Genomic DNA, 18909 nt, shown 5'->3' with positions numbered 1-18909 from the left:
CCTCTCCTGGAAGTATAATCGATGCATGCTCCAGCTTCCGCCACGCATCGATCGGGCCGCCTCTGCGGTCGACCGGTTGCATGCCGCGGGGCGGTTGCGCCGACTGGCCGAGGCTGAAGAGCTGCGGGCAATCGCTGACCTGGCAGCCGAGCACGAATGGACCACCGACGACGAGTTGGACGTGCTCGGCGAGCGGGCGGTGCGCATCGGCGCCACCGGCACGCCGCTGGTCGGCGAGTTCCTGCCCATGGAGGTCGCTGCGGCCACCGGAGTCTCGGTCGAGTCGGCCACCTGGTTGATCCGCGACGTCCTGAACCTGCACCACCGGCACCCGAGGCTGTGGCGCAGCGTGCTGCAGGGTCACGTCACAGCGCGGCAGGCGTTCCAGTTGACCCAGTTGACCAGCCGCTACGACCTGACCGTCGAACAGGCGGCCAGCGTCGATGACCGCCTGAGCCCGAAGTACGGCCGAATCGGCTGGCCTCGGTTGCTGCGGCTAGCCCGCGGGCTGATCGCCCTGGTGGCCGCCGACAAGGTTGCCGCAGCCGTCGAGCAGGCGCGCCGCAGCCGCTTCGTCCGAACATCCCGCACCAGCGAGCCGTTGGTCAGCGAGCTGTGGGCGAGGCTCGACTCCGCCGATGCGCAGCAACTGGAGGTCACCGTCCAACAGATCGCCACGACGCTGAAGAGGCTGGGCGACGGCAACGAGCTCGAGGTGCGGCGGGGCTCGCGCACTCGGCATTCTGGCCACCCCCAGCCGGGCTGTCGCGCTGCTGGAGGGTCGCGACGACGAGCGCTACCTGCCGCGCACCAGGGTGTACCTGCACCTGGGCGCCGAGAGCGCCGTGGCGCGCGGCGAGACCGTCGGCCCGGTCATCCGCGATCAGCTCGCCGCGCTCTTTGGCACCACCCGCATCACCGTCACCCCGGTCGTACACGCAGGCGACGAGGTGGCCGTCGACAGCTACGAGGTGCCGCCCTCGATGCGTGAGCGCATCGTGCTGCGCGACGTGGTCGAGCCGTTCCCCTATTCGTCGCGCAGCGCTCGCCGCCTCGACGCCGACCACACCGTCGCCTACGTGCCGGGCGCGAAGAGGCAGACCCGTCCAGCGAACCTCGGCCCGTTGCGGCGGCGCATTCACCGGGCCAAGACCGCTCGCCGCTGGCAGTTGCGACAACCCCGCTCAGGCACTTTCTGGTGGCACTCACCCACCGGCAACGAGTACCGGGTGACACCGAGCGACACCACCGACCTGCGCGATCACTCAGACCTGGAGCGCTCCGCTCTGTGGTGGTTGGACGCGCGCGCCGCCTGAGCGGACCACACCGGGCCGCACGTGCAGCCCCACCTCGGGATCGACGATGAGTTCTTGCGCCGCGTCGATGCCGTCGACCACCAGGGGCAGGTCGGCAGGCACCGAGCGTTTGATCAGGGCCAGCGCGATCGGCCCCAGCTCATGGTGGCGCGCCGACGACCCGACCCGGCCCACGCTGCGCCCATCGACCACGATCTCGCTGCCCACGGCGGGCAGCGCCTCGGCCGACCCGTCGAGGTGCAGCCGGGTAAGCCGGCGCGGTGGCCGGCCCAGGTTGTATACCCGTGCCACCGTCTCTTGCCCCGGGTAGCAGCCCTTGCGCAGGTGCACCGCCGGGCCGAGCGCCAGGCCCGCGGGGTTGGCCAGCTCGTTGGGGATCGTCTTGTCGTCGGTGTCGACGAAGACACGCGGCAAGCCCGCCTCGATGCGCAGCGCGTCGGCCGCCCAGGTGCCGGCCCGCTGCTCGCCCAGCGCTGCCCCCAGGTCTTCGCGCGCCACGATGCCCGGCCCCTCGGGCGTGATCAGCATGGCGTGGGAGTCGCTGCGCTCGGCGATCTCGACCCGGGCGGCGAACTGCATGCGCCCTAACCAGGCCAGCAATGCCGGCAGCCGGCCGGGTTCGGTCGAGACCCACAGGGTGCTGCCGTCGTCCACCCCGCCGAAGACATGCCCGATGCGTCCGTTGGGGTCGAGAATGTAGCTGGTGAACCAGTGCCCGGCGGGCAGGTCGTCGAGCTTCTGCGAGGTGATGCTGTTCAGCCAGCTCAACCGGTCGGGGCCGGCGACCGAGAACACCGGCCGGTGCGACACATCGACCGACGCCTCACCGCGAGCCAGCAGCCGCTGCTCGCGCAACGGGTCGCCGTAGTGCCACACCGCCCCGGCGTCGGGGCCGGACTCGTGCCGGACGGCGGTCATGCGCGCTGCAGCGTCGCCCACACGAACGGACGCAGCGGCTCGGTCTCGGTGGCCCGGTCGAAGGAGTACATCAGCTTGCCCTCGACGGTGCCGTACAGCCGTCGTCCGGCGGTGTAGGCCACCTTCGCGTCGGGGGTGCGCACCACCGCGTCGGTGACCAGGTCGAGCCGGCCCGGCTTGAGCTTGCCGTACCAGGCTTCGGCGTAGCCGTCCGGCGAGCACATCACCACATCGACCGTGCCGTCGGCCAGCGGCCGCCAAAAGCCCGTCTCCATGAACAGCGGGCTGGTCGGACGGCCCTGCTCGTCGACCTCGAAGGCCTGCGCCAGGTAGTGCAGGTAGTCGCCGCCGTTCTCGGCGAAGTCGATCTGCTGGGCGAACTGGATCGTCGGCTGACCAGGCCATTCGCAGTACCCGGAGCCTTCCCAGCGGCCCCGCAGCCAGGCCAGGCCGACCAGAGCGGGGTTGAGGTCGGACGGGATCTCGAACGTCATGAATCACTCCTGCGCTTCTCGGTGAAGATGCGTACCACCACGACCAGGGCCGCGAGCAGCACGGCCGCGGCGGCGACGATCAGGGCGATCGTGCCGGGCGTCATCACTGCACCTATCAACGCAGCCACCAGGGGATTCTAGTCCCGCCCGGTCCGGCGGCGTCGGCACCACCGGCCTGACAGGATGACCTCATGCGAGCGGTAGTGCAGCGGGTTACCCGCGCGTCAGTGACCGTCGAGGGTGAAGTGATCGGTGCCATCGACTCCCCCGGGCTGCTGGTGCTGCTCGGCGTCACCCACACCGACACCCCCGCGATCGCGGACGCGCTGGCCGACAAGACCTGGAACCTGCGCATTCTGGACGGCGAACGCAGTTGCGCCCAGAACGCGGCGCCGTTGCTGGTGGTGAGCCAGTTCACGCTGTACGCCGACACCCGCAAGGGCCGCCGTCCGTCGTGGAACGCGGCGGCACCCGGCCCGGTGAGCGAACCACTGGTCGACGCCTACGTCGCCGCGCTGCGCCGACGGGGCGCCCAGGTCGAGACCGGACGCTTCGGCGCACTCATGCAGGTGGCCCTGGTCAACGACGGGCCGATGACGATCTGCCTGGAACTCTGACCGGTCAGCGGATGGTTCACGGGGGCACTCGCCCAGGGTCACTATTCTGTAGCCGACCGGACGGGGGATGCGATGGCGTCACTGCTTGTGGTGAGCAACGAAGTCGCTGCGGGAGCGCGCCCCGAGGCGATGCTTCCGGCGATCGGCCTGCTCGCGCACGACCTGCGCAGCGTGCCGGCCGACACCAGCGCACTGACCGAGTCGGCCAAGGCCGACGTGATTGTGATCGACGGACGCAACGAACTGGCCAACGCGCGGATGATCTGCCGGCTGTTCATTTCGTCGGGTATCACCCTGCCGCTGCTACTGGTTGTCACCGAGGGCGGTCTGGCCGCCATCAACGGCGACTGGGGGGTCAACGACCTGATTCTCGACCGCGCCGGGCCGGCCGAGTTCGATGCGCGCATTCGGCTGCTGCTGAGCAGCAATGACGGTGAGGGGCTGATTCAGGCCGGCGGCGTGGTGATCGACGAGGCGGCCTACTCCGCGCGACTGGGCGACCAGCCGCTCGACCTCACCTACACCGAGTTCGAGCTCCTCAAGTACCTGGTGCTGCATCCCGGACGGGTGTTCAGCCGCGAGCACCTGCTGGCCGACGTGTGGGGCTACGACTATTTCGGCGGTACCCGCACCGTCGACGTCCACATTCGCCGGCTGCGGGCCAAGCTGGGCTCAGAGCACGAGTCGTTGATCGGTACCGTCCGCAACGTCGGGTATCGGTTCTCGCCGTAGCGCACGCTCGCTACCCTGAGCCCATGGTGAGCTCTGCCGATGTCGCCCAGGTGCAGGCGCTGCTGGCTGCCGCCCTGGCCGCCGATCACGAACAGCCGCTGAACGAAGCCGCCACGATCGCCCTGACCAGCGCCGATGCCGAGGTCGATCACCACGTCGAGTACGCCGGACAACTGGTCGGTTACGCCCAGGGCGACCGTCGGCACGGCACCGCCCAACTGGTCGTGCACCCACAGCACCGCCGCCGCGGCATCGGCACCCGGCTACTGCGGGCCACCGCCGGTCTGCCGGTCTGGGCCTTCGGCGATCTCGCCGCCGCGCACGGCTTCGCCACCGCCCAGGGCCTGACCGAACGACGCCGGCTGCTGATCATGCAGCGTCCGCTCGACCCTCCGACCAGCCTGGCCGACCCCGACATCAGGCCCTTCGACCTCGACACCGACGCCGATGAGTTGCTGGCGCTCAACGCCGCCGCCTTCGCCTGGCACCCCGAGCAGCGCCACTTCTCGCGCGCCGACCTTGAGGCACGAATGGCCGAGAGCTGGTACGACCCGCAGGGCCTGCTGGTGGCCACCGACCCGGCCGGGCTGACCGGCTTTCACTGGACCAAGCGTCACCCGGACGGTCGTGGCGAGGTCTACATACTGGCCACCCACCCCCGCGCGCAGGGCACCGGGCTGGGCCGCCGGCTGCTCGCCGCCGGACTGAATCACCTGGCCGCCGGGGGTAGCGCGACGGTACACCTCTACGTTGAAGCGTCGAACACCCGAGCGGTAGAACTGTACGACCGGGCCGGTTTCGCGGTGGTGCACAGCGACGTCCTCTACGGCACGGCAGAACCCTCCCAGGAGCCATCATGACCGCCGCCACCGACGACACCGTCGACTTGCCGCCGGATCGCTTCCCCGACCGCGAGCTGTCGTGGCTGGCGTTCAACAGCCGGGTGCTCGACCTGGCCCGCGACTCCAGCCGGGTGCCGCTGCTGGAGCGCGCCCGGTTTCTGGCCATCTTCACCTCGAACCTCGACGAGTTCTTCATGGTGCGCGTGGCTGGGCTGAAGCGTCGCATCGCCGCCGGCGTCGCCGTGCCGTCCGCCTCGGGCATTCTGCCCCGCGACCTGCACGAGGTGATCTTGGCTCGCTCGCGCGAACTGGTCAGCGAGCAGGCGCGGGTGTTCGCGCAGGATGTCCGCCCGGCGTTGGCCGAGCACGGCATCGAGGTGCTGCGCTGGGATCAGCTCACCGAAGCAGAGCGCGAGAAGATGACCACGCTCTTCGAGGAACGCATCTTTCCGGTGCTCACCCCGCTGGCGGTCGACCCGTCCCACCCGTTCCCCTATATCTCGGGCCTGAGCAACAACCTGGCCGTGTTGCTGAAGAACCCCAGCACCGGCGCCCGGCAGTTCGCCCGGGTGAAGGTGCCCACCCTGCTGAGCCGGTTTCTGCAACTCGGCGAGGGCCGCTTCATCGCCATCGAAGACGTGATCGCCCAGCACCTCGACCGACTCTTCTCGGGCATGCAGGTGCTCGACCATTCCACCTTCCGGGTGACCCGCAACGAAGACCTTGAGGTCGAGGAGGATGACGCCGAGAACCTGCTGTACGCCCTGGAACAGGAGCTGCTGCGGCGCAAGATCGGACGACCGCCGGTGCGCCTGGAGGTCGAGGACGACATCGACGAGGTGATGCTCGACCTGCTGGTGGGCGAACTCGACATCACCGAGAAGGAGGTCTTTCGGCTGCCACCGCCGCTCGACCTGCGCGGGCTGTTCTCGCTGGCCGACCTCGACCGCGAGTCGCTGCAGTACCCCGCCTTTCTGCCCCGAACCCACCCTGAGCTGTCTGAGGTCGAGACCGCGAAGCCGGCCGACCTGTTCGCCGCCTTGAAGCAGCGTGACGTGCTGTTGCACCACCCGTACCACTCGTTCGCCACCAGCGTGCAGCGCTTCATCGAACAGGCGGCCGCCGACCCGGCCGTGCTGGCGATCAAGCAGACCCTGTACCGCACCTCGGGCGACTCCCCGATCGTCGACGCCCTGATCGACGCCGCCCAGGCCGGCAAGCAGGTGCTGGCGCTGGTCGAGATCAAGGCCCGCTTCGACGAGCAGGCCAACATCGCCTGGGCCCGCAAGCTGGAGCGGGCCGGCTGCCACGTGGTGTACGGGCTGATCGGCCTGAAGACCCACTGCAAGCTGTCGCTGGTGGTGCGCGACGAGCCGGACGGGCTGCGCCGCTACTGCCACATCGGCACCGGCAACTACAACCCCAAGACGGCCCGCATGTACGAGGACGTCGGACTGCTGACCGCCAACCCGGTGGTCACCGACGACGTCGCCCGGCTGTTCAACCACTTGTCGGGCATGAGTCAGGAAACTCACTACAAGCGGCTGCTGGTGGCGCCGCACGGCATTCGTCACGGCCTGCTGGAGTTCATCGAGGACGAGATCGAGCACCAGCGTCAGGGACGTCCGGCGGGGATCAGAATCAAGGTCAACTCGATCGTCGACGAGACGATCGTCGACGCCCTCTACCGGGCCTCGCGGGCCGGGGTCCCGGTCGATCTATGGGTGCGCGGCATCTGCACGGTCAAGCCCGGCGTGCCCGGCCTGAGCGAGAACATCCGCATCCGCTCGACGCTGGGCCGCTTTCTCGAGCACAGCCGATTGTTCTGGTTCGCCAACGGCGGGGCACCACGGGTCGGCCTCGGCTCCACCGACCTGATGCACCGCAACCTCGACCGGCGCGTCGAGGTGCTGGTGTCGCTCACCAACCCCCGCCACATCGCACAGATCGAACAGTGGTTCGACCAGGCGTTCGACCCGGGCACCGCGTCGTGGTGGCTGGAGCCGGACGGCTGGGTGCAACGCACCTCCGACGCCGCCGGCGAGCCGCTGCTCGATATGCAGGAGTCGCTGATCCAGTCGGTCAGCCCGCGTCGCGCCGAGCGGGTGGCCTGATGCCCGGCGGACGACTGGTCGAGGCGGCCGGCGCGATCGTGCTGCGTCGCCCGGCGGGCAAGGCGGTACAGGTGCTGCTGATCCACCGGCCCAGCTACAACGACTGGTCGCTGCCCAAGGGCAAACTCGACCCCGACGAGTACCTGGCGGCTGCCGCGGTGCGCGAGACGGTCGAAGAGACCGCGGCGGTGATCCGGCTCGGGCACCCGGTCGACCGCATTCAGTACCCGATCCCGACCGGCACCAAACGGGTGGCGTACTGGCTGGGCATACTCAACTCCGAGGGCCGGTTCAAGCCGAACTCCGAGGTCGACCGGCGCACCTGGCTGACCATTGCTTCGGCGCTGCGCCGAATGACCTACGCCGACGAACGCCAGCTAGTGGAGCAGGCGATCACCCTGCCGCAGACCACGCCGCTGCTGATCGTGCGGCACGGCAAGGCGATGGATCGCAAGCACTGGTCGGGCAAGGACCAGTTGCGCCAGCTCAGCGCCCGCGGCCGCAAGCAGAGCCGCCAGTTGATTCCGCTGCTCGACGCCTACGGCGTGCGCGATCTCGACTCGTCGAGCTCGCTGCGCTGCACCAGCACCCTGGCGCCCTACGCCAAGGCCCAGCGGCTCGACGTGAAGGGCTGGTCGACGCTGTCGGAGGAGCAGGCCAAGGACAACCCCGACGCGGTACGCAAGCTGATGAAACGGCTGATCAAAGAGACCGCGGCCGGCGGCGTCCCCCGAGCGATCTGCGGCCATCGCCCGGTGCTGCCGGCGATGCTCGATGCCTTGGGGGTGCCGAATCGTCCGATGCTGACCGCCGCGGTGCTGGTGGCGCACCTGTCGGTCGATGGCGAGACCGTCTGCGTGGAGTGGCACAAGCCGCGGGTGTGACCGCGCCACCACCCCACTCACTGAGCCAAGCCCTCTCACTGAGCCAAGCAAAGGCAGCACGCAGCAGCATGGGAGCGCTTCCACCGAGAAATGCCGGGCCGACACCCAAGGCAGCGGCCAGAATTCGCAGGAGGAGCGCCGAGTGCCCCGCCCAACTGTGCCCACACTTTGGCTGTGCGGCATCTTGACAGCGAGTCGCCACACGCCGCACCCTTTGGTGAGAGCGCAACCACTGCGTTCCCGTAGTCACGAAAGGCTCAATGATGCGCAAGAAGATGGCTCCACTCGCATGCCTAGCTTCAATATCCCTAGTCGGAGTGCTTTCTGCGTGCTCGGCGCCGGAAAGTGCCCAAACGCAGTCAGCCGGCGCAAGCGCTCCCGCCAGTGGGCCAGATACGGTGGCCGTGGCCTGCTCGCAGCAGGAGGACTTCTGCCAGGCGATCACCCGAGCATTCGAGGAGCAGAGCGGGCTCAAGACCAGCTACGTGCGGCTCGGGGCCGGCGAAGTTCTCGCCCGGCTGCAGACCAACCCGGGCGAGTTCGATGTGTGGGCCGGCGGCCAGGCAGAGAACCACCTGATCGCCAACGACCGCAAGCACATCGAGCTCTACCAATCGCCCAACGCCGCCGCCCTCCCCAAGCAGTACAACGACACGACCGGCATCTGGTCGGGCTTCTACACCGACTCGGTCGCCTTCTGCTCCAACAAGACCGAATTGGAGCGCAAGGGCGTCAAGGCGCCGACCTCGTGGAACGACCTGCTCAACCCGGCGCTGAAGAGTGCCGTCGCGATGCCGCACCCCGCCACCGCCGGAGTCGGCTACATGGCAATGTTCACCGTCGCCACCCTGAACGGCGGCGACGAGGCGAAGACGATCAAGTACTTCCAGCAGCTCAACACCAACGTGATGCAGTACTCCAAGTCGGCCGCCACCGGAACCGAACAGGCCGGACGCGGTGAGGTCACGGTGGCCATCGCCCTCGACTCGGACTGCCAGAAGGCGAATCAGGCCGGCTTCTCCGATCTGGTCACCACCTACCCCGCCGAGGGCACCGGCTTCGAGGTCGGCGCCGTGTCTCTGCTCGCCGGCGCACGCAACGCGGCCGGTGGAAAGAAGTTCTTCGACTGGCTCCTCACCACCGACGCCCAGAACCTGTACGCCGGCATCCCGTCCTTCGCGGCCCCCACCAATCCAGAAGCCACGGTCGGCCCGAACGTGCCACCCCAGGACACCGTGAAGAAAGTGAAGTGGGACATCCGCGAGGCTGCCGACCGGCGCGAGGCCTTCACCAAGGCCTTCGAGACCGACATCGCCTCGGCGACCCAGGCCCAGTAGCGGATCGTCCGGCCGGCGATTCCCGTCCCGGCCGGACACCCACCTCACGAGGAGATCTCCGTGTCTGTCAGCACTCAAGCCCGCCCCGCGAGCCCGCGGCAAGGACGCCTGCCGCGTCCGCGCAAGGATCCCGCGGTCTGGGTCGTCATCGCTGTGGTTGCAGTCGCCATGCTGCTGCTGATCGGCCTGCCGGTCAGCAAGCTGCTCGCCGCCGGGCTCTCCCCCGACGGCCTGGACGCCATCATGAACACCTTCACCACCAACGCCGTGCCACTGCGGAACACCATCGCGCTGGGCTTTCTGGTCGGCATTCTCGGCACATTCGCCGGGTTCGTCTGCGCCTACGCCCAGGTGTTCCTCGACTTCAAGGGCAAGCAGGTTCTGCACTGGCTGACCCTGCTGCCCACGATCTCACCACCCTTCGCGGCGGCAACCGCGCTGATCACCCTGTTCGGCAAACGGGGCATGATCTCGTACCAGCTGTTCGGCCTCGAGTTCGACATCTACGGCCTGTCCGGCCTGACCATCGTCATCTCGATGACCTTCGCACCGGTCGCCTACATGAACATCAAGGGAATGTTCGAGAACCTCGACCCGTCACTGTTCGAGGCCGCCTCGACCCTGGGCGCCAGCCAATTGCGCACGCTGTTCAAGGTCACCATTCCAATGATCGTTCCCGCTCTGTTGGCGTCGTTCCTGGTGTTGTTCGTCGAGGGCATCGCCGACCTGGCCAATCCTCTGGTGCTCGGCGGCGACTTTCAGGTGCTGGCCAGCCAGATCTACTTCGCTGTCGCCGGCAACGGCGACGTGGCGCGCGCGGCCGGCATCGCGCTGGTGCTGTTGCTGCCGGCCCTGTCGGTGTTCGCCGTGCAGAAGTACTGGGCCGGAAAGAAGTCGGTGGTCACCGTGACCGGCAAGCCGACCGGTGCGCTCAAGCCGGTCACGTCGAAGCGGATCATCACCCCGATCGGCATCCTGGTCGGCGCCTGGGCGTTGCTGATCACCCTGGTCTACCTGACCATCGTGGTGGGCGGCTTCGTCACCATCCTGGGCGTCAACAACACCTTCACCCTGTCGCACTACGTGTTCGTGCAGCGGCTGGGGTCCGGCGCACTGATCACCACCTTGACCATGACGCTGATCGCGGCGCCGATCGCAGCACTGCTCGCCCTGGCCGTCGCCTGGCTGGTGGTGCGGCACCTGCCCCGAAGCGGTCGAGTACTGGATTTCGTCGGCATGCTCGGCTCCGCCGTTCCGGGCACCGTGCTCGGCCTCGGCTTCGCCCTGGCCTACTCGTCGCCCACCTGGCTGTTCGGGCACCAGGTCATCCCGGTCCTCGCCGGCGGGCTCGCGGCGGGCGGTGGCGCGATCGCGATCGTCATGGTGTACATCACCCGCGGCATCCCGACCGGGCAACAGGCCTCCATCGCGGCGCTACGTCAGATCAATCCCCAGGTGGAGGAGGCGGCCACCTCGCTGGGCGCGGGGGCTCTGACCACATTCGGCAAGGTGACGATCCCGCTGGTGCGCCCGGCCGTGATCACCGCGGTCACCTACGCGATCACCAAGTCGATGACGACGATCACCGCGATCATCTTCATCACCACCCCGCAGACGAAGGTGATGACCTCACAGATCCTCGACGAGGTGGACGCCGGACGCTTCGGCAACGCGTTCGCCTACTGCACGGTACTCATCGTGCTGGTGCTGGTCATTCTCGGCGTCGCCACTCTGCTCCTTCAACAACTCAACCGCTCGAACAGGACGGTCCGCGCATGACCACCGAAAACACAGCAACCCTCGACGCCGCCGTCCACTCCACCGCGGGAGCGGTGCGGCTGGTCTCGGTATCCAAGGCGTACGCCCCTGGACATCTGGCCGTGGACTCGATCAACCTCGACATCGCGGCCGGCACGTTCGTCACCCTGCTCGGCCCCTCCGGCTGCGGCAAGACCACCACCCTGCGGATGATCGCGGGCTTCGAGCAACCCACCGAGGGCGACGTCCTGCTCGATGAGGTGAGCCTGCTGAATGTCACCCCCGACAAGCGCCCGATGTCGATGGTGTTCCAGTCCTATGCCCTGTTCCCGCACCTCACGGTGCAGGACAACGTGGCCTTCGGCCTCAAACTCCGGCGATTGGACCGGCAGGTGCGCAACGCCAAGGTCGAGGCGGGGCTGCGCATGATGGGCATCGAGCAGTACGCCGATCGTTACCCACACCAACTCTCCGGCGGGCAGCAACAGCGCGTCGCGCTGGCCCGTGCCCTGGTCATGGAGCCGAAGATCGTCCTCTTCGACGAGCCCCTGTCGAACCTTGATGCCCGGCTCCGGGTGCGCATGCGGGAGGAGATCCGCTCGCTGCAGCAGCGCCTCGGGCTGACCGCGGTCTTCGTCACCCACGACCAGTCGGAGGCCCTGACGATGTCGGACACGATCGTGGTGATGAGCGCCGGGCGGATCGAGCAAGTCGGGTCACCCAGCGAGATCTACCGACACCCGGCGAACCACTTCGTGGCGGCGTTCCTGGGCACCAGTAACTTCGTCGAGGGAACGGTCACCGACCTGCTCGGCGGCCAGGGACGGCACGCCCGCTATCGCGTCCACACCCCCCTGGGCAGCTTCGAAGCACCGGGCATCCCGGGCCTGACGCCCGCCGGTGCGGCTTCGCTGGTCGTGCGGGCCGAGGACCTCCTGGTCGGCGTCGAGCCGGCCGACGGCGCCGGACAGATCGAGGCCGAGGTGCGCACGGTGGCCTTCGACGGCGGCATCATCAACTACGGCGTCGCGACCGAGGTGGGCGTGCTGGCCGGGCAGGCGCGGGGGGCCAGCGTGCTGCACAAGGTCGGCGCGCGCGTGACCTGCTCGATCACGCCCGGTTCGCTCTGGGTGATTCACGGCGCAGCCGACGAGGGGCGATGAATGCACAGGTTCTTCGATCGACCCGACACGCGCTGGCGGAGTCTGCACGGCGCGCTGCACTTTTATGTTCTCCCGCCGGCCGAGGGCAGCCTGCTCGCCACGCATGACCGGGTCGCCCGTGCGCTGCACGTGCACCCCGGGCTCGCCGTGCAACCGGCCGAGTACGTGCACATGACGCTGCAGCGGCTGGACGGCTACCGGCCCGAGATCGACGACGACACCTGGGCCGTCGCCGACCGTCGGATCTCCGAGGCGGTGAGCCGGACGCCACAGTTCTGCGTGGAATACGCGGCGCCACGTCCGAACGGCCATGCGGTGGAGGCGATCGGCTCGCCGAACCCCCAGTGGCAGCGCCTGGTCGAGGCGATCCGGAGCGCGGTGACGGCGTCCGGATTGGGCGGAATGTTGACCCCGGCTCCGTACGGCCCGCACTACACCTCGGCCTACTGCGTCGCCGACACCGACGACGCAGCCGTGGTCGACTCATTGCGGGGCGTGGGTCACCCAACCGACCTCGTCGTCGACGACGTGGCACTGGTGGCCGTAGATCAGTTCCCTGACGAGGGTGTATTCACCTTCGAAGTGCTGCGGACCTGGTCGCTCCCCTAGCATGGTCGGTCGACGATCGTCACGGCGGGAGGGTTGCCATGGAGCGCAGGAGCCGGGTGCGGATGCTTGATGTCGCCCGTGCCGCCGGGGTCTCGCACAGCACCGCCAGCCGCGCGCTGAACGGGCACCCGAAGGTCAGCGCCACGGCCCAGGCGGCGGTCGCCGACGCCGCGCGCGAGCTCGGGTACGTCCGCGACCTGCGTGCGGCCGACTTGGCGAGCTCGCGCGCGACCACGATCGGCCTGCTGATCCGCGCCGCCGAGCGTCCGTTCTACGGCGCGCTGGCAGCTCAGTTGCAGACCGAGACCGAAGGCCGCGATGTCGACTTGCTCACCGCCAGCGGCGGCGACGACGTGCCCCGCCAGACGCGTGCGGTGCAGACCCTGCTGGGGCACGGCGTCGGCGGCATTCTGATCGCCTCCGGTCGGGCCTCGGCCCAGGCCGTGGAGTACGCCGCGTCGTTCGTGCCCACGGTGACCATCGGGCTCGGCTTGGTCCGGCCCGGGGTAGACGCCGTGCACGTTGCAGCAGAGAGTGAGATCGGCCTGGCCGAGCAGGTGTCGCGGGCCGGGCACACCCATGTGGCGGTCACGGCCTCGAGCAACGAGCTGGCCCACGCGCTACACGCCCGCACCGCCAACTTTCTCACCAGCCTGGTGGTCTCTGAGGTACGCACGACGATCATCGCCAGCCGCACCGAAGACAGCAGGCAATTGCGCGACGGGCTCCGCGCCGCGATCGACGCAGGTGCCACCGCGGTGATGGCTGGTGAAGACATGGCGGCGGTTCGCATTCTGGAATACCTCGACGAATGGGGCGTCCGCTGCCCGGATGAGGTGTCGGTGACCGGCTTCGACGGGGTCGGCCCGTACCGGTCACCGCTGTTCGGCCTGACCACCGTCGCGCAGCCGGTCGAACATCTGGCCAAGGAGGCCCTCGACCTGATGGAGCGCCGGCTGCGCGGCGACCAGACCACCATCGCCGACATTCGCCTACCGGGTCGGCTCGTGCACGGCCGCACGTTGGGTCAGCCGCCCGGGGCGAGAACTTAGCCTCGATCGAGAGGCGCCCGTCGGCCGACGACGAGACGGTCTGCGTGGAGTGGCACAAGCCGCGGGTGTGACCGCGCCCGACTGCGTGCGGTGGTACTAGTGCCACCCTTGGTGCCGCGGTGTACCTGGGCCGTTGCGGAAGCGCTCCTACCCATCGCAAACCCAAGCGAAGGAGGAGCCCCATGGCACCGACGATTGACCGAGAGCGGGCGCTCACGCTCGCCGCACACCAGGCGAGCCTGCTGGTCTCGGCACAGGCATTGCCGGCGGAGCTGGCAGACAGCGAGATCGATCCCGAACCGACCGAGGTCTTCGACGTGAACGGCGAGGTGCTGTTGTGGCGTGCCCGGCTGCGTGGCGAGCGGACATCGGGCTGGCTGGACGTCGCCGCCGACTCCCGGGTGGGCGCGCTGACGATGGCGGCCGTCCAGGGGGCCGAGTGGCAACCGGAGCGACTGCTCGAACAGGCCCACGAGGCACTGCGCGAGCAGGGTCTCGACGAGGGCTTCGACCAGGTTCGGTTCGTCGCGTACAGCTATCCGAAGCTGGCCATCCAGTTTCTGGCCGGTGACCGGGAGGTGGCGATGCTCGAGCTGTTCACCTGGCTGCCGATACCCGACGAGCCGCAACGGGACGCCGAGAACTTCAGCCGCTGGTCGTACTTCGACTCGCTGCGCCGAAGCGCCGAGAAGCGGGCCGTTCGGTTCGAGGCCGAGATCGAGACGATCAGCAGCCTGGCCGACCAGTTGGGTCTGACCCCGCTGCGGATCTCGGTGTTCGACATCAGCAAGTACCTGCGGCTGTCTATCAGCCGCGGACTGCACTACAGCACCAGGCTGACCGACCACGAGACCTGCTTCGAACTGCGCGGTCAGCAGACCAACGTGTGGTGTGTCGGGGCCAGCGTGCAGATGCTGCTCGACTTCTACCGCTACGAGTACAGCCAGGTGCGGCTCGCAGACGAACTCGGGCTGGGCACTGTGGACAACCCCAACGGGCTGCCCTACGCCAACGACAGCCTCGTGGTGACGGTTATCGAGAAGCTGACCGGCAACGCGTTGAACGCGACGATGTACACGTCCAATCCGTTCAGCAGGTTCCGCAGCGAGATCAACGCCAACCGTCCGCTGATCTCGTTCATTCCGGGACACTCCCGGGCGGTGGCCGGCTACACCGACACCCGGTGGCTGCTCGGCACCGGATTCCAAGGCCTGCTGGTCTACGACCCCTGGCCGCCGAACTCCGGCGTGATCACCCGGTGGGAGAACTACAACGCCAGCACGTATCGACGAACCTTCACCGCACAGGTCACCCTGGTGTGATGGACGTCGCAGCAGCAGCCGGGGAGCGGGCCGCGCGCCTGCTCCCCGGCCTCGGGTTCCCCGCCGACACCACCGCCGGCGGGGCGATTGCCATCGAGTCGGACGCCGCCGCGAGCCACCGCTGGTTCGTCCCGGCGGTCCGCGGCGACGACCTGCTCGGGTTCCTGGTCTTCGACGGCGACGTGCTGCTGCGCAGCTCGTCCTTCCCGTCTCCGGTGCCGGCCGGTGACTGGCTCGACGCCGAACGCATCCGGGAACGGGCGGAACGGTTCAGCGGCGACCGGGCGGTCGGGGAGCCGGTGCTCAGCCACGATGGTGCGCCCGACCACCACCTCGCCTGGCGGGTGCCGATGCCGTCCGGCTTCGTCTTCGTGGCCGGCACGGCGGCGTGGTGGTCGCGGCCGCGTCCCGACCAGGTCACCGGCTGAGTTCACCCGGTGTTCACCCGCAACCAACCATTGCGTCGTCTCGGCTGCCTACCGTGCGTTGCGGAGCGTTTCGCTCCCACTCGCGAAAGGAAAGCCGTGAAGATCTCCACGCTCGGCGCTCCGGTGGCCCTGTTGGCCGCCGGAGCGCTGGCCCTGTCTGCCTGCGCCACCAACGAGACCGCCAACCCGGGCACCGGTTCCACCGGCAGCACCACCACCAGCACGCTGGCCGGCAAGGGCGCGTCTTCGATGTCGGCGGCGCAGCAGAAGTGGATCGCCGACTACCAGTCGGCCCACTCGGGCGTGACTATCAACTATTCACCGGACGGCTCCGGCGCGGGCCGCGAGGCGTTCATCTCGGGCGCCGTGCAGTACGCCGGCTCGGATCGTCCGTTCAAGGACGAGGAACTCGGCGCCGGGAAATTCGCCGGCTGCACGACCGAATCCAGCGCGCTCAACCTGCCGGTCTACGTGTCGCCCATCGCGGTGATCTTCAACGTCGAGGGCGTGGAGGAACTCAAGCTCGACCCCGAGACCCTGGCCGGCATCTTCGCCGGCACGATCACCAAGTGGAACGACGCCAAGATCGCCGCCACGAACCCCGACGCGAAGTTGCCCGACGCGAACATCACCGCGGTGCACCGCTCCGACGACTCGGGCACCACCAACAACTTCACCGACTACCTCAATCAGGCGGCGCCCTCGGTGTGGACCGAGGCTGCCTCGGACACCTTCCCCACCACTTTCGGCGGCGAGGCCGCCAAGGGCACCTCGGCCGTGGTCGACGCCGTCACCACCGGTACGAACACCATCGGCTACGCCGACGCCTCGGCCGCCAAGGAGCTCAGCCACGCTCAGCTCAAGGTGGGCACCAAGTGGCTGAGCCCGACCGCCGAGGCCACCGCGAAGATCCTCGACGAGTCGAGCCTGGTGGCCGGCCGGCCCGAGAACGATCTGGCGCTGAAGCTGAACCGCCTGTCGAAGGACGCCTACCCGGCCGTGCTGGTCAGCTATGCGCTGGTCTGCCAGACCTACAAAGATTCGGCCGCCGCCGACTTGGTCAAGGGCTTCATCGGCTATGCGGCTTCGGCCGAGGGCCAGAAGGCGGCCGCCGAGGCCGCGGGCAGCGCACCGCTGAGCACCGCGTGGCAGGCCAAGGTCGCCACGGCGGTCGCCTCGATCAAGTGACCCCGACGGGTGTCCGTCCGGTGACCCCGGGCGGGCGCCCGCGGCACGAGCCCCTATCGTCCCTGCAGATTCGAGCGAAAGAATGACCAGCGTGACGCAGTCCACCCGGGAGGTGACCCCCACCCCGACCCCCGAACCAGCCCAGGCAAAGCCACGTCGCCGCATCGGCGACCGGGTGTTCAGCGGCCTGTCCACTGGCTCGGGCGTGACGATCCTGGTGATCTTGGCCATGGTCGCCGGCTTTCTGTTGATGCAGGCCTTCCCGGCCTTGACCACACCCCCGGCCGAGCTTGAGGCGAAGGGCTACGGACAATTCTGGTCGTGGATCCTGCCCTTCGCCTGGGGCACCGTCTGGGCGTCGTTTTGGGCGTTGCTGCTGGCCGTGCCGACCTCGATCGGCATCGCACTGTTCATCTCGCACTACGCCCCGCGCCGGTTCGCTTCGGGCTTGGGGTACGTGATCGACCTGCTCGCCGCCGTGCCGTCGGTGGTGTTCGGGCTGTGGGGCTCGATCGTGCTCGCACCTGCCGTCCAGCCCCTGTACCTGTGGCTGAACACCAACCTGGGCTGGATTCCGTTCTTCGGCGGTCAGGCCTCGGGCACCGGACGCACCCTGCTCACCGCCGCGATCGTGCTGGCGGTGATGATTCTGCCGATCATCACCTCACTGTCGCGCGAGGTGTTCTTGCAGACCCCGGTGCTGCATCAGGAGGCCGCGCTGGCCCTGGGCGCGACCCGGTGGGAGATGATCACCATGACCGTGCTGCCGTTCGGGCGCGCCGGCGTGGTGAGCTCCGTGATGCTCGGCCTGGGCCGGGCGCTGGGCGAGACCATGGCGGTGGCCATGGTGCTCTCGGGCGCCCCGGTGATCACCCTGGAGATTCTCACCTCGCAGAACCCCAACACCATCGCCGCCGTGATCGCCCAGAACTTCCCCGAGGCGTACGGCCTGAAGACCAACCAATTGATCGCCGGCGGCCTGGTGCTGTTCGTGATCACCCTGATAGTCAATTCGATCGCCCGGCTGATCGTGAGCCGCTACAAGGAATTCTCGGGGGCCAACTGATGACCTCGACCACCGTCACCACCAATCCGCTCACCGCCGGGCAATTGCCTCGCTTCGCCACCGCCGCGACACTGGCCGGCTCGCTGCTGGCCGCCGGCACGATCGACTCGCTGGCGCTGGGCGGCTTCGACTTCGGCAGCACTGTGGTGCTTGCCGCAGTGATCTTTCTGCCGGTGAGCTATCTGCTCTCGCGCAGCGTCGAGGGCCGACGCCGGGCGGCCGACCGCATGGCCACCAGCCTGGTCACCGGTGCCTTTCTGCTGGCCCTGTTGCCGCTGGTGTCGCTGTTGTGGGAAACGCTGTCGAGCGGCCTGCCGCGCTTCGACGCCCAATTCTTCACCTGGTCGATGCGCAATGTGATCGGGGCCGGCGGCGGTGCCGTGCACGCGCTCTACGGCACGCTGATCATCACCGGCATCGCGACGGTGATCTCGGTGCCGATCGGCCTGATGACCGCCATCTACCTGGTCGAGTACGGCCGGGGAGCCCTCGCCAGCGGCATCACCTTCTTCGTCGACGTGATGACCGGCATTCCTTCGATCGTGGCCGGGCTGTTCGCCTACGCGCTGATGGCGATCGTGTTCGGGCCGGGCACCATCAACGGTTTTGCCGGCTCGATGGCGCTGTCGGTGCTGATGATCCCGATCGTGGTGCGCGCCACCGAGGAGCTGCTGCGCATCGTGCCCAACGAGCTGCGCGAGGCTGCCTATGCGCTGGGGGTTCCGAAATGGCGCACGATCATTGCGGTGGTGCTGCCCACGGCACTGTCGGGCATCGTCTCGGGCGTCATCTTGGCCATCGCCCGAATCATCGGCGAGACCGCACCACTGATGATCGCCGCCGGATTCACTAACTCGATCAACACCAACCCGTTCGCCAACCCGATGATGACCCTGCCGGTGTTCGTCTACGACCAGTACGCCCACCCCGGCGTGCAGCGCGCGTTCTACAACGAACGCGCCTGGGCAGGGGCACTCACCCTGATCGTGCTGGTCATGGTGCTCAACCTGATCGGACGCTTCATCGCCAAACGCTTCGCCCCTCGCACCGGGCGCTGACCAGAGAGTTC

20 protein-coding genes are annotated in these 18909 nt (G+C 68.4%); 17 read left to right on the top strand and 3 right to left on the bottom strand.

Translation table 11 applies throughout. The features are described from left to right. Nucleotides 1-25 precede the first annotated feature (25 nt). Together QM721_RS03830 and QM721_RS03825 are read left to right on the top strand one after the other, a co-directional pair. Nucleotides 26-991 (top strand): hypothetical protein, encoded by a 966-nt coding sequence (locus tag QM721_RS03830; RefSeq protein WP_415119153.1) that lies wholly within the window; start codon nucleotides 26-28, stop codon nucleotides 989-991. Continuing rightward, nucleotides 984-1316 carry a hypothetical protein gene (locus tag QM721_RS03825; RefSeq protein ID WP_415119151.1) on the top strand — a complete coding sequence of 111 codons (333 nt, stop codon included), beginning with the start codon at nucleotides 984-986 and terminating at the stop codon, nucleotides 1314-1316. The genes QM721_RS03830 and QM721_RS03825 overlap by 8 nt, the downstream gene beginning before the upstream one ends. Here QM721_RS03825 and QM721_RS03820 read toward each other — a convergent pair. Genes QM721_RS03820 through QM721_RS03810 form a run of 3 tightly spaced genes read right to left on the bottom strand, consistent with a single transcriptional unit; the run spans nucleotide 1266 to nucleotide 2856 of the window. Then, nucleotides 1266-2234 (bottom strand): YgfZ/GcvT domain-containing protein, encoded by a 969-nt coding sequence (locus tag QM721_RS03820; RefSeq protein WP_415119149.1) that lies wholly within the window; start codon nucleotides 2232-2234, stop codon nucleotides 1266-1268. The two genes, QM721_RS03825 and QM721_RS03820, sit on opposite strands and share 51 nt — an antisense overlap. After that, nucleotides 2231-2728, bottom strand: coding sequence for an FABP family protein (locus QM721_RS03815; RefSeq protein ID WP_415119147.1), 498 nt, complete (start codon nucleotides 2726-2728; stop codon nucleotides 2231-2233). Before QM721_RS03815 ends, QM721_RS03820 begins: the two co-directional genes overlap by 4 nt. Continuing rightward, nucleotides 2725-2856, bottom strand: a complete 132-nt coding sequence (locus tag QM721_RS03810; RefSeq protein WP_415119145.1) for a hypothetical protein — start codon at nucleotides 2854-2856, stop codon at nucleotides 2725-2727. Before QM721_RS03810 ends, QM721_RS03815 begins: the two co-directional genes overlap by 4 nt. A 63-nt stretch (nucleotides 2857-2919) precedes the next feature. On the opposite strand from QM721_RS03810, the gene dtd reads away from it, so the two are divergent. The 15 genes from dtd to pstA all read left to right on the top strand — a co-directional run bounded on the left by dtd (nucleotide 2920) and on the right by pstA (nucleotide 18898). Further along, on the top strand, nucleotides 2920-3345 hold the full coding sequence (dtd, locus tag QM721_RS03805; RefSeq protein ID WP_415119143.1) for a D-aminoacyl-tRNA deacylase: 426 nt from the start codon (nucleotides 2920-2922) through the stop codon (nucleotides 3343-3345). A gap of 72 nt (nucleotides 3346-3417) precedes the next feature. After that, nucleotides 3418-4077: a winged helix-turn-helix transcriptional regulator gene (locus QM721_RS03800; RefSeq protein WP_415119141.1), complete on the top strand. Its 660-nt coding sequence runs from the start codon at nucleotides 3418-3420 to the stop codon at nucleotides 4075-4077. A gap of 23 nt (nucleotides 4078-4100) precedes the next feature. Continuing rightward, entirely contained in the window at nucleotides 4101-4937 is an 837-nt protein-coding gene (gene mshD, locus QM721_RS03795) for a mycothiol synthase (protein ID WP_415119139.1), read from the top strand. Next, entirely contained in the window at nucleotides 4934-7033 is a 2100-nt protein-coding gene (locus tag QM721_RS03790; protein ID WP_415119137.1) for an RNA degradosome polyphosphate kinase, read from the top strand. The genes mshD and QM721_RS03790 overlap by 4 nt, the downstream gene beginning before the upstream one ends. Next, nucleotides 7033-7917, top strand: a complete 885-nt coding sequence (locus tag QM721_RS03785) for an NUDIX hydrolase (protein ID WP_415119135.1) — start codon at nucleotides 7033-7035, stop codon at nucleotides 7915-7917. The genes QM721_RS03790 and QM721_RS03785 overlap by 1 nt, the downstream gene beginning before the upstream one ends. 404 nt (nucleotides 7918-8321) lie before the next feature. Continuing rightward, the gene (locus QM721_RS03780; protein WP_415119133.1) at nucleotides 8322-9254 is read left to right on the top strand and encodes an extracellular solute-binding protein; all 933 of its coding nucleotides are present in this window, start codon (nucleotides 8322-8324) and stop codon (nucleotides 9252-9254) included. 60 nt (nucleotides 9255-9314) lie between these two features. Beyond that, the gene (locus tag QM721_RS03775) at nucleotides 9315-11033 is read left to right on the top strand and encodes an ABC transporter permease (RefSeq protein WP_415119131.1); all 1719 of its coding nucleotides are present in this window, start codon (nucleotides 9315-9317) and stop codon (nucleotides 11031-11033) included. Then, nucleotides 11030-12175 carry an ABC transporter ATP-binding protein gene (locus tag QM721_RS03770; RefSeq protein ID WP_415119129.1) on the top strand — a complete coding sequence of 382 codons (1146 nt, stop codon included), beginning with the start codon at nucleotides 11030-11032 and terminating at the stop codon, nucleotides 12173-12175. Before QM721_RS03775 ends, QM721_RS03770 begins: the two co-directional genes overlap by 4 nt. Then, complete coding sequence (locus tag QM721_RS03765; RefSeq protein ID WP_415119127.1) at nucleotides 12176-12784, top strand: 2'-5' RNA ligase family protein; 609 nt, start codon at nucleotides 12176-12178, stop codon at nucleotides 12782-12784. A gap of 38 nt (nucleotides 12785-12822) precedes the next feature. After that, nucleotides 12823-13836, top strand: coding sequence for a LacI family DNA-binding transcriptional regulator (locus tag QM721_RS03760; protein ID WP_415119125.1), 1014 nt, complete (start codon nucleotides 12823-12825; stop codon nucleotides 13834-13836). Nucleotides 13837-14018: 182 nt separating this feature from the next. Beyond that, a complete protein-coding gene (locus tag QM721_RS03755) occupies nucleotides 14019-15158 on the top strand; it encodes a C39 family peptidase (protein ID WP_415119123.1) in 1140 nt (379 codons plus the stop codon). Further along, nucleotides 15158-15586: a hypothetical protein gene (locus tag QM721_RS03750; RefSeq protein WP_415119121.1), complete on the top strand. Its 429-nt coding sequence runs from the start codon at nucleotides 15158-15160 to the stop codon at nucleotides 15584-15586. Before QM721_RS03755 ends, QM721_RS03750 begins: the two co-directional genes overlap by 1 nt. Before the next feature lie 96 nt (nucleotides 15587-15682). After that, a complete protein-coding gene (gene pstS / locus QM721_RS03745; protein ID WP_415119119.1) occupies nucleotides 15683-16774 on the top strand; it encodes a phosphate ABC transporter substrate-binding protein PstS in 1092 nt (363 codons plus the stop codon). Nucleotides 16775-16856: 82 nt separating this feature from the next. Beyond that, nucleotides 16857-17840 (top strand): phosphate ABC transporter permease subunit PstC, encoded by a 984-nt coding sequence (pstC, locus tag QM721_RS03740; protein WP_415119117.1) that lies wholly within the window; start codon nucleotides 16857-16859, stop codon nucleotides 17838-17840. Further along, entirely contained in the window at nucleotides 17840-18898 is a 1059-nt protein-coding gene (pstA, locus tag QM721_RS03735; protein WP_415119115.1) for a phosphate ABC transporter permease PstA, read from the top strand. The genes pstC and pstA overlap by 1 nt, the downstream gene beginning before the upstream one ends. The last annotated feature ends 11 nt before the right edge of the window (nucleotides 18899-18909 follow it).

It is taken from the genome of Micropruina sp., assembly GCF_047602085.1.
Taxonomy (GTDB): Bacteria; Actinomycetota; Actinomycetes; order Propionibacteriales; family Propionibacteriaceae; genus Micropruina.
Note: the sequence above shows the minus strand (reverse complement) of the source record. Positions and strands in the feature narration are given on the sequence as shown.